At 36.4% G+C, this 13,305-nt stretch carries 12 protein-coding genes; 8 read left to right on the forward strand and 4 right to left on the reverse strand.

Features of this window, described 5'->3' with window-relative positions:
* Nucleotides 1-112 precede the first annotated feature (112 nt).
* The 3 genes from ACP6PM_RS27970 (at nucleotide 113) to ACP6PM_RS27980 (ending at nucleotide 895) form a co-directional block, all read left to right on the forward strand.
* Nucleotides 113-358, forward strand: coding sequence for a hypothetical protein (locus ACP6PM_RS27970; protein ID WP_426590165.1), 246 nt, complete (start codon nucleotides 113-115; stop codon nucleotides 356-358).
* An 84-nt stretch (nucleotides 359-442) separates the two neighbouring features.
* Nucleotides 443-619, forward strand: coding sequence for a hypothetical protein (locus ACP6PM_RS27975; protein ID WP_426590166.1), 177 nt, complete (start codon nucleotides 443-445; stop codon nucleotides 617-619).
* A 42-nt stretch (nucleotides 620-661) separates the two neighbouring features.
* A complete protein-coding gene (locus ACP6PM_RS27980; protein WP_426590167.1) occupies nucleotides 662-895 on the forward strand; it encodes a DUF6737 family protein in 234 nt (77 codons plus the stop codon).
* 3 nt (nucleotides 896-898) lie between these two features.
* Here ACP6PM_RS27980 and ACP6PM_RS27985 read toward each other — a convergent pair whose 3' ends face one another.
* Both ACP6PM_RS27985 and ACP6PM_RS27990 read right to left on the reverse strand, forming a co-directional pair.
* Nucleotides 899-1,039 carry a hypothetical protein gene (locus ACP6PM_RS27985; RefSeq protein ID WP_426590168.1) on the reverse strand — a complete coding sequence of 47 codons (141 nt, stop codon included), beginning with the start codon at nucleotides 1,037-1,039 and terminating at the stop codon, nucleotides 899-901.
* 170 nt (nucleotides 1,040-1,209) lie between these two features.
* Entirely contained in the window at nucleotides 1,210-1,341 is a 132-nt protein-coding gene (locus tag ACP6PM_RS27990) for a DUF4926 domain-containing protein (RefSeq protein ID WP_426590184.1), read from the reverse strand.
* Between the two features lie 203 nt (nucleotides 1,342-1,544).
* Between ACP6PM_RS27990 and ACP6PM_RS27995 the strand changes: the two genes are divergently transcribed.
* Nucleotides 1,545-2,306, forward strand: coding sequence for a hypothetical protein (locus ACP6PM_RS27995; protein WP_426590169.1), 762 nt, complete (start codon nucleotides 1,545-1,547; stop codon nucleotides 2,304-2,306).
* A gap of 191 nt (nucleotides 2,307-2,497) precedes the next feature.
* On the opposite strand, the gene ACP6PM_RS28000 is transcribed toward ACP6PM_RS27995, so the two are convergent.
* Nucleotides 2,498-4,078 carry an NAD(P)H-quinone oxidoreductase subunit 4 gene (locus tag ACP6PM_RS28000; RefSeq protein WP_426590170.1) on the reverse strand — a complete coding sequence of 527 codons (1,581 nt, stop codon included), beginning with the start codon at nucleotides 4,076-4,078 and terminating at the stop codon, nucleotides 2,498-2,500.
* Nucleotides 4,079-4,460: 382 nt separating this feature from the next.
* Complete coding sequence (locus ACP6PM_RS28005; protein ID WP_426590171.1) at nucleotides 4,461-6,542, reverse strand: NAD(P)H-quinone oxidoreductase subunit 5; 2,082 nt, start codon at nucleotides 6,540-6,542, stop codon at nucleotides 4,461-4,463.
* A gap of 712 nt (nucleotides 6,543-7,254) precedes the next feature.
* Here ACP6PM_RS28005 and ACP6PM_RS28010 point away from each other — a divergent pair.
* From ACP6PM_RS28010 to ACP6PM_RS28025, 4 genes are all read left to right on the forward strand, one after another.
* Nucleotides 7,255-7,641 carry a hypothetical protein gene (locus tag ACP6PM_RS28010; protein WP_426590172.1) on the forward strand — a complete coding sequence of 129 codons (387 nt, stop codon included), beginning with the start codon at nucleotides 7,255-7,257 and terminating at the stop codon, nucleotides 7,639-7,641.
* The gene (locus ACP6PM_RS28015; RefSeq protein ID WP_426590185.1) at nucleotides 7,614-7,862 is read left to right on the forward strand and encodes a response regulator transcription factor; all 249 of its coding nucleotides are present in this window, start codon (nucleotides 7,614-7,616) and stop codon (nucleotides 7,860-7,862) included. Before ACP6PM_RS28010 ends, ACP6PM_RS28015 begins: the two co-directional genes overlap by 28 nt.
* A 290-nt stretch (nucleotides 7,863-8,152) precedes the next feature.
* Nucleotides 8,153-8,977: an adenylate/guanylate cyclase domain-containing protein gene (locus tag ACP6PM_RS28020; RefSeq protein WP_426590173.1), complete on the forward strand. Its 825-nt coding sequence runs from the start codon at nucleotides 8,153-8,155 to the stop codon at nucleotides 8,975-8,977.
* 253 nt (nucleotides 8,978-9,230) lie between these two features.
* Nucleotides 9,231-12,638 (forward strand): response regulator, encoded by a 3,408-nt coding sequence (locus ACP6PM_RS28025; protein WP_426590174.1) that lies wholly within the window; start codon nucleotides 9,231-9,233, stop codon nucleotides 12,636-12,638.
* Nucleotides 12,639-13,305 lie beyond the last annotated feature (667 nt).

Genomic DNA, 13,305 nt, shown 5'->3' on the forward strand with positions numbered 1-13,305 from the left:
GATTTTAGTCACTCGCATGTTCTCTTAATACTTATTTTACAAACAGTCTCTTACTATTCTGAAATGGTATTATTTTATAACAAATTAAAATATTTACGGGAAATTACTAACAATGAAAGACAAATTACTCAACTGGTTAGATACATTTTTAGTAGTAGATGTATTTCTAGTAATAATTGGTTTTGCCTGGTTCGCGATCGCTGTTATTGGTCGTTATTCTGGAGTTTCTTTAGGTCTCGATCTTTGGCATAGGTTATGGGAACCAGTCTTTACTCCAGCTATTGGAATTTTGATGGGAGGTGCTATTCTCAGTGGCATAATTAAACAAATTACTAAATACTTATCTAATAGGGAATAAGCGTCGGTTAGGTTGAGGGACTCGAAACCCAACAATAGCTCACAGGGATTATGGCACGGATGTACGGATTAAGAATCCAGTAGGGTGCGTTGCATTTCATTAACGCACTGCCGAGATGTTGACGAGACTGTGGAGTGTATATTGGGAGTTCTTAAAGCTAGACGAAAAATATGGGATTTTGACTATTTGAGATTGTGGAGCAACTACCTAAAGTTAACTCCAGAATTAGAAAAAGCTTTTGATGAAACAAACTTGGCTTGATTTTAGTAAAAATTGAAGTTTCAAAACCTAATACTATTTATTATGAACAAATCAGTTGAACCGGAAAAATTTAACCCCTGGAATTACAAACCTTGGTGGTGTCAACCTTGGTCAATACTTTTGACAGGAATTACTATTATTAGTAGTAGTTGGTTTGTATTTAGAATGGTTTGGTTAACAGTTATTATTTCTATTCCTATATTGACTTGGATGGGATTTTTCCTAATAATTTGGCCGAAGTTAATGGCAGAATTAAAAATGTCAAATAAAGTTTGATTGTTAGCAAAGTTCTGAATCAATATTTTGAGCTAGAGAACCGCATTCTACTGCACCAATAAAGTCGGCTAAAGGATCGCTTTCTTTCAAAGCTTCTTTTTTCTCAAAGGGAGGAGAAAGAAGCTGTTCTTGGGAGTAAAGCAAAAAATTGACAAACTGTAAAACTTCTGGGATTTGATGCTCTGGTAATTTCTCAATTCTTCTTTGACATTTTCAATAGAATTAATTAATTTTACCCCTATTTGTTACTTTAAAGCTAAAAAAATTGCGTAATAGTAGTTTAATAATAACAATTCTTGATTATCCATTATCCCTCATTTTTGTGTTAAATTGGAACAGTTTATATGCAGCAACATTAGTTTTTCAAGTTCAAGGGATATCAATGCGTAAGTTTGCCCATTTTTATTAGCAAATTCTACCTCAAAAGCTTTTCCTCGATCATAAATTTATACCACAGTTCCTACTTGAGATCTAGGTAATATTATTTCTTTATCAGTCATAAATTGTGTAGTTTTCATATTCTCTGTTAAAGCTACAGTATCATGTAATTTTATTTCGTTCATCAGCAAGCCGTATTTAAAATTCCTATTACAACCTGGGGAATGTAGAGTATAATATCTGTAATTTAAGAATAAAGGAAAATAAAACTTTGAAAACTTCTAATCGCAAATTAGTTATCAAGGCTCAGTTAGCTGCATTTATTGCCTTAACAACATTTTTATCACAGCCAGTTCTTGCTATTACATTTGTTCAAGATAGGAATTCTTTACAAAGTAATGACGAAATTGAATGGTCAAGTTTAGGAAAAGTCTTGAACCCATTAGCTTCCAATCCTAGTGACTTTCTTTCAAATTCATTTTCAGCACAATCTGCCAATGGTTTAGGAATAAATGTTGAAATTCCATCGGCTGGAGAAGAGATTACTCCACCATTTATTTTTCAAAATAACCCAGAAGTTCAAACTAATTTTGCACCTGGTGATTTTATTTTATTTACAGGTTTTAGTCCTACAATTATTCCTACAGGAAATCCAAATCCTTTAACCATTGTTTTTGATAAAAATGTTAAAGCTGCTGGAACCCAAATTGCTGCAAGTGGTAGTGCTGATATAGATTATGAAGTTTTTATATCTGCGTTTGACGATCAAAATAGTTTACTAGGAACATTTTCATTACCAGGAATTTCTTCTGGGGCACGGGATAACTCTGCCGTTTTTTTAGGAGTAAGAAACGATACAGCTAATATTAAAAGTTTGGTTTTTCAGACGTCTTCACCACAACGCGGTTTTGGAATTAATACAGTCAATATTTCGACTGTGAATGAGCCATCTTCTGGTTTAAGCTTATTGATGATTGGTGGTTTAGTTATAGCCTTTAAAGGCTATAAATTTAATAAGACCAAACTGAACTAATAAATAAAGTTTTGGGACGTAGATCGCAGTCATCTCTCGTTTTAATAGCACTTTGGGAATTAAATCGCTTTTAACAGCGTCATGTTTATCAAAATCGGTAAAATAAAATAAAAACCCCCTTTTTACTTCGGGGGTTTACAGAAAACTAATACAAAATTCAGAACAATCTAAAATTACCAACTATCAGAAAATTACTTAATTGCAGGCGCACGCATCAGCGACTCACTTCCATCTGTTAACGCCACCTTCTCAGACTCCATCAACATCGGTACTGAATCTCGTAACCGCGCCGTTAACTGCACAGTTGTCGCATCATAAATCTGAGTCACAATTTTAGGATATAAACCTATCCCAATAATTGGTACTAACAAACAACCAATAATAAACACCTCGCGAGGTTCCGCATCCTTGAGAACTTCATGCTCTACCAACTGCTTATTCTCAGGACCATACAAAATTTCCCGCAACATTGACAATAGATAAATCGGAGTCAAAATAACTCCCACTGCTGCCAAGAATATTACCATAACTTTGAAAGTTGGATTATAAGCGTCACTGGTAGCAAAACCAATAAACACCATCACCTCAGCCACAAACCCACTCATTCCCGGTAACGCTAAAGAAGCCATCGAACAAGTCGTCCACATAGCAAACACTTTCTTCATCTTCTGACCGACACCACCCATTTCATCCAATATTAAAGTATGGGTACGGTCATAAGTAGCTCCCACCAAAAAGAATAAACTTGCTCCAATTAATCCATGGGAAATCATTTGTAGCACAGCTCCACTCATACCAATATTGGTAAAGGAAGCCATACCAATTAACACAAACCCCATGTGAGAAATCGAAGAATAGGCAATTTTCCGCTTTAGGTTTCGTTGGGCAAATGATGTTAAAGCAGCATAGACAATATTTACAACTCCCAAAATCACTAACACAGGAGCAAAGACGGCATGAGCATCTGGCAACATTCCAGCATTCATCCGCAGTAGAGCATAGCCACCCATTTTCAGGAGAATTCCTGCCAGTAACATATGAGCTGGTGCTGTTGCTTCCCCGTGAGCGTCTGGCAGCCAAGTATGTAATGGAAAAATTGGTAATTTCACAGCATAGGCAATTAAAAATGCTCCATATAATAACAGTTGCAGATTCAGAGCATAATCTTTCGCAGCAACCGCTCTCATATCAAACGTAACAGTATCGCCATAAAACGCCATTGTTAACGCTGCTATCAAAATAAACAGGGAGCCACCTGCAGTATAAAGAATAAACTTAGTTGCTGCATACAAACGTTTCTTGCCACCCCAGATGGAGAGAATTAGGTAAACTGGTACTAATTCTAATTCCCAAACTAGGAAAAACAGCAACATATCCTGCACGGCAAATACAGCAATTTGACCGCCGTACATTAGCAACATCAAGAAATAAAATAGCTTTGGCTTAAAAGTTACAGGCCACGCTGCCATAATTGCTAGGGTGGTGATAAAGCCAGTCAGAATAATTAATGGCATGGATAAACCATCAGCTCCCACTGACCAATTTAAGTCTAGTTGTGACACCCAGGGATAACTTTCTACCAGTTGGAGTTCTGGGTTACTCGTGTCATATCCAGTACAGAAGGCAGCAATAATAATAGCAAAATCAATTAATCCAATAATTAAGGCGTACCACTTCACCGTTTTGCCGTCTTTATCCGGAATAATCGGAATTAGTAACGATGCAACTACTGGAAATAGGATGATTGTAGTCAACCAAGGAAAATCAGCCATAAATATTTAATTCTCGCTTTGAAAATTTTGTAAAGTTATGAGATAGGAAGTCTTGGAAAAACTTAGTTTGAGTAATGAGGAAAACTTTAGTATGACTTCTTTTGTTTCCATTACTTTTGAATTTAGTCTTATTATCTCAGTTTGCGATCTTCAGTTATCAGTCAGAAGTTATATCAAATCCGTTTACTTTGGATTATTGGATTATTGGCAAAAACTCCAAGTTTTGTAGTTGTTTGGTCATCAAACTCCCACAATATTGAATTATACCGATACTACCGAATTTGATATTACTCATAGAAACATAAAGTTAACAAAGAAAATATTTGCCTAAATGCCACTAAGAGAACTTCTGATAACTGATAACTGACAACTGATAACTGAACTAGACACCAGAGAAAACAACGAAGCCCAAAACTGCCACAAATACAATTAAGGCATAAAACTGAGCGCGACCATTTTCCAAATATTTCAAACCTTCACCACTCAAAAGAGTGATAAAACCTGTTAAGTTAACAGCTCCATCAACTACCTTGTAGTCTACTTCCAAGACTTGGCGTGCTAGGCGACGACTACCTTTAACAAATAGCTCCTCGTTGATGTCGTCTAGATACCACTTGTTGAGGGAAAAGTTGTAGAGAGGTTTGATTTTTTGCGCGATCGCATCAGGGTCAATTTTACGACTCAAGTACATCAGCGAAGCAAAGGTAATGCCAATTAAAGCAATACCCACAGAATTACCTGCCATAATTAAAAATTCAGTCAGGTCAAACTCTGCTAATTCCTCTAACACCTCTGCCAAAGATTCCCCAGGAGCATAAATAAACTGCTCAAAATAATTAGCAAAAGGCGTTCCCAATAAACCAATAATCATCGAAGGAATAGCTAAAGCCATCAATGGTAGAGTCATGCTTATAGGAGACTCATGGGGGGAGTCGCTATGATGATGGTCATCGTGGCTATGGTCATCATGGCTATGGTCATCATGGCCATGTTCTAGTTCATTGGGGTCCATTGCACCCGGACCGAAAGCAACTGCAGGAGTAGCATTTGCATAGAGTAACTGCTCTTTAATCTCCTCATTGTTACCCCGGAACTCTCCCTCAAAAGTAGAGAAATACATCCGGAACATATAAAAAGCAGTCATTCCAGCAGTTGCCCAACCGATAAACCATAAAGCCGGGTTAGCTCCAAAAGCACTGCCAAGAATTTCATCCTTTGACCAAAAACCAGCAAAAGGAGGAATACCGCAAATTGCCAGAGTACCAATTAAAAAGCAAGCCGAAGTAACAGGCATATATTTCCGCAGCCCACCCATTAATCGCATATCTTGAGCCAAAACTGGGTTATGACCGACGACAGCTTCCATTCCGTGAATAACTGAACCGGAACACAAGAACAACATGGCTTTGAAGTAAGCGTGGGTCATTAGGTGAAATAATCCAGCACTATAAGCACCTACACCCATTGCCATTACCATGTAGCCCAACTGGGAAATGGTCGAATAGGCGAGACCTTTTTTAATGTCATTTTGGGTAATAGCGATCGTTGCTCCCAGAAAAGCTGTAAAAGCTCCCGTCCAGGCGATAATGTTCATTACGATTGGCAGATGTTCAAATACTGGATACATCCGCGCAATAAGAAATACACCAGCAGCCACCATTGTTGCTGCGTGGATTAGGGCCGAGATAGGAGTTGGGCCTTCCATTGCATCTGGCAGCCAAACGTGCAATGGGAATTGGGCAGATTTAGCTGCTGGCCCCAAGAATACCAAGACACCAAACAAGGTTGCTAAACCAACGCTCAGAGCGCCTGTTTCTACAAGATGCTCCAAACGAACGCCCATCACCTCAAATTCAAAGCTACCTGTAGCCCAATAAATTCCCAGCATTCCCAAAAGCAAACCAAAGTCACCAACACGGTTGGCGACAAAGGCTTTTTGACAAGCATCTGCTGCTGCTTTGCGGTCGTACCAGAAACCAATCAGTAGGTAGGAAGAGACTCCCACCAGTTCCCAGAATATATAAACCTGGACTAGGTTGGGAGAAACTACTAGCCCCAGCATTGAGGAGCTAAATAAGCTCAAATAGGCGTAAAAGCGTACATAGCCTGGGTCATGAGCCATGTAGCCATCGGTGTAGATCATTACCAAGAAGGCAACGGTGGTGACAATGACTAACATGAGGGCAGTCAGATGGTCGATGGTGTAGCCCATACTGAGCTTGAAGTCACCTGCTGCTGCCCACTCAAACATTTGGGTATAGATTTCATGGCCATTAATTTGACTCCAAAGCAAGGCAAAGGAGAGAACCATTGCAGTTCCTAACAGGGAGACAATAAATACGGCGGCTCTCTGTCGCAAATTACTGGTGGCTTGACTATAGGATATTAGGCCAAGGCCGACTACCATTGCTCCAAGTAGGGGCAATACTGGAATCAGCCAGGCATATTGATAAAGTGTTTCCATAACTTATGGTTACTTTATAATTTTTAACTAAGTGGGCAAAACTAATAAGCATTCTTACACAGACTTCCTTGGGATGAATGCTAAAGATCGATTTTTTTAAAGGTTATCGGGGTATAAAAGTCAAAATTTATAAATTAAAAGTCAAAAGTCAATCATTATGATTGGATTTGAGAACTTTTTCCATATCACATTTATCTATTTTTGTCAAAAGTAACTAAAATCAAATTTTGTCAAGACATGGGTCCTAGTCTATGAGGTGGAAATTTTAAATATGTTTTCGGTATAATTATTTAAGTTAAGGATAATTTCTAGGTTAGATGAAACGAAGTGTCAGCAGAGCTTATCCCCTGGATCAACCCAAAAAAAAACAGGGTGAATTTTGGGTTGAGAAATTCAACTCAACTTTACAGAAATCAAGGTTTTTGCCTCTAAACTGCATTTGATGGAATTATGGGGCTGTTTGACTCTCCTATTCTGTACTTCCTGATACTTGAATTCTTAACCCTAATAGCCCAGTGCTTTGTAGGAATATTTTTAAACTTGTATGATGTATTAGCCGTTTAAAGGCCAGAGATATATTAGACATCTCCGGATAAAGAGGGGGTAGGGAGTAGGGAGTAGGGAGTAGGGGGAAAGAATTGATGATTTATGCCCGATAATTGATTTAATTTTTAATTATCGGAGATGTCTATTAGAAATAACTTCAAAGCTCATGTTATTTAAACTCCTATCTCCTGGCCTGGGCAAAATGTTTAACAAACTTCCCCTAAAAACTGTCCTAATTGTTCCCTTTGTGCTGCAAATCGTTAGTGCAGTGGGATTAGTGGGATATTTTTCTTTGACCAACGGACGCCAAACTGTTGATACTCTTGCCAACAAGTTAACCAACGAAATTAGCACTCGCATTGAACAGCACGTTTTAGGATATCTCAACAAATCCCATCAAGTTTTAATAGTCACCAATGATGCAATAGAAAGTGATAATTTGGATATCTATGATTTTGCTGCCCTCAGGCTTTACTTTTGGCAAGTCGTTAAAGAAAGAGATATGGAAAAGAGGCTTTGGCAGCTTTGGATAGTCATAATAATTTTGATCTAATTTTACTGGATGTAATGATGCCAAATATGTCCGGTTATCAAGTCTGCGCAAAACTTCGGGAAAAATATCCAGCTCAAAGTTTACCAGTGTTAATGTTAACTGCTAAAAATCAAATTGCTGATTTAGTTATGGGTTTCCAATTTGGTGCTAATGACTACCTGACTAAACCTTTTGCTAAGGATGAATTATTGACTAGAATTAGAACTCATATTCAACTCTAAAAAATTACTAATGCTTATGGGCGTTTTGTCCCCCATGAATATTTCATTAATGGATAATGGATAATTACCTCTCCCTAAAAGGAAGAGGATTGACGCTTAAGGAAAAAATTTATTCTCTTGGTCGATTGGATATGGTGAGGAAACCTCGCCATCCCATCCTGACGGAATGCTTCGCAAACGACCGCTTTTTTCCCCTTTCAAGGGGAGGCTAACAAAGCTGAATTATTTAATTATTTAATTATTTAATTATTTAATTATTTAATTATTTAATTATTAATTATTCGGTAAAATTGCTCTCGAAAGAACATATTTTAGATGTTAAATTAGGAGACCGTGTTAGTAAAGAAATGGCAATTTTATTTTCTGATATTCGCTCTTTTACAACTCTATCTGAGAAGATGACTTCTCAAGAAACTTTTGCTTTTGTAAATGGTTATCTGCAACAAGTTTCCCCAGAAATTCGCGACCGGAATGGTTTAATTATTAAGTTTATGGGAGATGGAATTATGGCAGTTTTTCCTGATGGAGCTGATGATGCGGTGCAAGCTGCTATTGGTAAACTGCAAAAATTACAAGAATATAATCAGACTCTGGAAGCAGAAAATTTACCTCCGATTAAGGTAGGAATTGGTATCCATTTAGGTTACATGATGGTAGGTATTGTTGGAGAGCCAAACCGGATGTCAGGAGATGCACTTTCTGATAATGTGAACTTGACAGCTCGTTTAGAGGCTCTAATTAAGTATTATGGAGTTTCCTTGTTAATTTCCAAATCAGCTTTTCAAGGTTTAAAAAATACCGAACAATATAAAATTCGATTTTTAGACCGTGTATCTGTTAAGGGTAGACACAAGGTTCTCGATTTTTATGAAGTTCTAGACGGAGAAATGGATTATGTGCAAGAATTAAAGTTAAAAACTCAGGCAGATTTTGTATTGGGTTTAGAGTATTATCGTTTGGGAAATTTAGTTTCCGCTAAAAATTATTTTGAGAAAGTATTAGCAGTTAATTATGCCGATAAAACTGCTCAAGTTTATCTAGAAAGAATGGATAAATTAACAGTAATGGGTGTTCCTGAAAACTGGAACGGGGTTTGGGTATTTACTAAAAAATAATACTAATTTTACGCTCGTCTTGTTATATTTGATTGTAGCGAAAGTAATCAATAGTAAAGAGTCCAAAATATAAAAGTCAGAGATTAAAATTTGCTATGTTTATAGTGCAATAAAACCTATTTGTAATGATTTTGTAATTACTCTTATAAATTAGTATTATATCTTGACGAAATACCCTGATTCTAAAATAGTTGAAGTAGTTTTAAGCTATAGCATTATTTTTAATTATTAGTATAATACAAAACTGGGCAAAATGTTTAACAAACTTCCCCTAAAAACTGTCCTCATTGTCCCCTTTGTTCTACAAATTGTGACTGCTGTTGGATTAGTGGGATATTTTTCTTTTACCAATGGACGCCAATCAGTTGATACCCTAGCAAATAAGTTAACTCAGGAAATTAGCACTCGTATTCAGCAACACGTTTTAGATTATCTAGACAAATCCCATGAAGTCCTAAGAATAACTAATGATGCTATTAAAAGTGGCAACCTTGATACCGATGATTTTGGGGCAATGCGACTCTACTTTTGGCAAATTATCAAACAGCAGCAGTTGGAAACCGATCTTTTTTTTGGTAACGAACAGGGAGAGTTTATTAACGTTGAAATTCATCCTGGTAATGGAGATATTGACTTAAGAATTCGGACTACAGCTACTGAACCACTGCGTGAAATTTATCAGTTAGACGATCGTGGCAATATTAGTAAATTCTTGAGAGTTAGAGAGTACGACCCACGTCTTCGTCCCTGGTATCAAGTAGCAAAAAAACTGGGTAAACCTACATGGAGTTCTATTTATTCTGCTGTCTCTGGTTCTAACACATCTTTAGATATAGCTGCTGTTAAACCTATTTTTGATTCGGATGGCGATCTAATAGGAGTTTTAGCCAATGAAACTAGCTTAACTCAGATGACCGACTTCCTTAACAACTTAAAGATTAGTCCTAATGGCAAAAGCTTTATCATGGAGCGATCTGGAAATTTAATTGCTAGTTCACAAATTGCCGAACCTTTTATAATTAGTGAAGTTGACGGTAATAGAAAAATAGAACGCTTACATGCTATTCAGAGTGGTAATAGAATAGTAAGTGTTACAGCAAAATACCTACAAAAAACCTTTGGTAGTTTAGAAAAAGTCGATCGTAGCAGACAGCTCAATTTTGTGATTAATAGAAAGTGGTACTATGCAAGTATTATGCCAGTTCAAGACGGACGGGGTATTGATTGGTTAGTGGTTGTCATTGTTCCCGAAAGTGACTTTATGGAAAAAGTAGACGCCAACACCAGAACTACCATTTTATTAAGTATTACTGCTCTGACTGTAGCCATATTAGTAGGGATAGTTACTACTTACTGGATTACTCAACCAATTTTACAAGTTAATTCTGCTGCTAAAAAAATTGCGGAAGGTAAATGGAAAAATCAACTTGATATTCACCGTAATGATGAATTAGGAGAACTTGCTCAGTCCTTTAACCGCATGGCAACTCAGCTTAAAAGCTCCTTTGAAACCCTAGAAACACAAAACCAAGAACTCAAAAAATTAGACCGCCTCAAAGATGAATTTTTAGCTAACACCTCCCATGAATTACGCACCCCACTTAATGGCATTATTGGTATTGGTGAATTTCTGCTAGAAGGGCCAACTAAAAACCTCAACCCAATCATTACTTCAAACTTAGCCATGGTTGTATCTAGTGCCCGTCGTCTTTCTAATCTAGTTAACGACATTCTTGATTTTTCCAAAATTAGATACAATAAACTAGAATTACAAGTTAAAGCAGTTGATGTTTTTGTGGTTGTAGACACAGTAGTCACCCTAAATCTATTGGTGAGTAAAAAAAATATACAGTTAACAAATGCTATCCCTACAAATTTACCTCTTGTATGTGTTGATGAAAATCGTCTACAACAAATTTTGTATAACTTAATTGGCAATAGTATCAAATTTACTGACTATGGTAAAGTCGAAATCTCCGCTAAAGTAATTACCAAGAATTCTATACATTCTCCTCACCTATCTTCAGTTCCCGAAGACTCCAGTCAAGATCGGCAGCAATTTCAAGAACTAATGATTACAGTTTCTGATACTGGGATCGGTATTCCTAGGGATAAACTAGAAAGCATTTTTGAATCTTTTGAACAAGGAGAAGGCTCTACGGCTAGAAAATATGGTGGTACAGGTTTAGGGTTAGCTATTACCAAGCAATTAGTTGAACTCCATGGCGGTCGAATTTGGGTAGACTCAGAAGTTGGTGTAGGTTCTAGTTTTAGTTTTACCCTACCCACTTCTGAAAAACCTGTAGCCGATACTCCTAATGTTCCTATTTCCAAAGTTAACAACAATATTAGTTATCCCATTGAAGAAGTAGAAACATCTGTAGACATCCAACCTAATGAAAATTATCTAGCGAACAATAATTTCCACATTTTAGTTGTTGATGATGAACCGATAAATATTCAAGTTTTAACTAATCATTTAAAAGCAAATAACTATCAAGTTACTCCAGCATTAGATGGAAAAGAAGCTTTAGCTGCTTTGGAAAAGCATAAGAATTTTGACATGATTTTGCTAGACGTAATGATGCCAAATTTGACTGGTTATGAAGTCTGCGCTAAAATCAGAGAAAAATACCCAGCTCAATCTTTGCCAATCTTAATGTTAACTGCTAAAAATCAAGTTGCCGATCTAGTTATGGGTTTTCAATTTGGTGCTAATGATTATTTGAGTAAACCTTTTGCTAAAGATGAATTATTAACTAGGGTAAAAACCCATATTCAATTATCAAAAATTACTAATGCCTACGGACGTTTTGTTCCCCATGAATATGTTAAGTTACTCTCAAAAGAAAATATTCTTGATGTTAAACTAGGAGACCGAGTTAGTAAAAAAATGGCAATTTTCTTTTCTGATATTCGGTCTTTTACAACTATATCGGAGCATATGACTTCTCAAGAAACTTTTGCTTATGTTAATGGTTATTTACAACAAGTTTGTCCAGAAATTCGCGCTCGCAATGGTTTAATTATTAAGTTTATGGGAGATGGCATTATGGCAGTTTTCCCGGATGGTACTGATGATGCAGTTAAAACTGCAATTGCTCAAATCAAGAAATTACAACAATATAATCAGACTCTAAAAGCAGCAGATTTTCCCCCAATTAAAATTGGTATAGGTATTCATTGGGGTAACATGATGGTAGGTATAGTTGGAGAGGAAGGTCGGATGTCAGGAGATGCACTTTCTGATAATGTGAATTTGACCGCTCGTTTAGAAGGTTTGACTAAGTTTTATGGTGTTTCTTTATTAATTTCTGAATCAGCTTTTAAGTGTTTAAAAAATCCGCAAAAATATCAAATTCGGTTTTTAGACCGGGCATCTGTTAAGGGTAGAAATGAACCTATTAATGTTTATGAAGTGTTGGATGGTGAAGTTGATTCAGTGCGAGAATTAAAATTAAAAACTCAGGCAGATTTTGCATTAGGTTTGGAATCTTATCGTTTAGGAGATTTAGTTTCTGCTAAAGATTATTTTGAGAAAGTATTAGCAGTTAATTATTCAGATAAAACAGCTCAACTTTATTTAGAAAGAATTGATAAGTTAATGGTAACTGGTGTGCCTAAAAATTGGAAAGGGGTTTGGGCATTTACTCAGAAGTAATATGATTTCCGGTTGAATTACACTAAGGCAGAAGGCAGAAGGCAGGAGGCAGAAGGAAAGAAAAGGTTAGAAGGCAGAAAGTTTTTTATCACTAATTCTCCGGACATGACATGATATTACTATCAAGTAACATTATTGCTCTCTATTGGGAAGTGGGCGATCTTGACGAACTTCTTGTTCCCAGGTTTTCGGTTCTACATCAGCAAAAGCTTTAATTTCAGCTAATTTTTCTAGTGCTTTTACCATTTGCTCACCACGAGATTTTTGATTTTACTCTGGTTTCTTTTCTAAGAAAGTAACGTAGACTTCCTGGGGGCGATGTAGCTGACGCTAGGCTTCACCAACGCTCAATTCAGGAGCATCTTCCTTTCCATTCTAAATAGTTTCCTGTTAATACAGTGTTATAGGTGCGTAACATAGATATTATTCTTAATTATTAAAATCAATTCCACCATACAATACTTTCTGAAAAAGTCCAAATATTATTCTCTTCCTCTTAAGCACCTAAACAGAGTTCTTTACCTATTCCAATTCTATGTAATATTTACAAGACACTAAATTCAGCTTGACTAAGTTTGTAATTAATTTTGTCTACCTGCTTATCACTTTTTGATTTTTCTTGCTATGGTAAACTAAAAATTATCTAATATAAAAATATTATAATTTA

Source organism: Dapis brunnea BLCC-M229, from assembly GCF_050015995.1.
In the GTDB taxonomy this organism is placed as follows: Bacteria; Cyanobacteriota; Cyanobacteriia; order Cyanobacteriales; family Microcoleaceae; genus Trichodesmium.

Coding starts and splice junctions, on each gene's coding strand:
- ACP6PM_RS27970 (WP_426590165.1), top strand. CDS start 113: ATGAAAGACAAATTACTCAACTGGTTAGATACATTTTTAGTAGTAGAT.
- ACP6PM_RS27980 (WP_426590167.1), top strand. CDS start 662: ATGAACAAATCAGTTGAACCGGAAAAATTTAACCCCTGGAATTACAAA.
- ACP6PM_RS28000 (WP_426590170.1), bottom strand. CDS start 4,078: ATGGCTGATTTTCCTTGGTTGACTACAATCATCCTATTTCCAGTAGTT.
- ACP6PM_RS28005 (WP_426590171.1), bottom strand. CDS start 6,542: ATGGAAACACTTTATCAATATGCCTGGCTGATTCCAGTATTGCCCCTA.
- ACP6PM_RS28010 (WP_426590172.1), top strand. CDS start 7,255: ATGTTATTTAAACTCCTATCTCCTGGCCTGGGCAAAATGTTTAACAAA.
- ACP6PM_RS28025 (WP_426590174.1), top strand. CDS start 9,231: ATGTTTAACAAACTTCCCCTAAAAACTGTCCTCATTGTCCCCTTTGTT.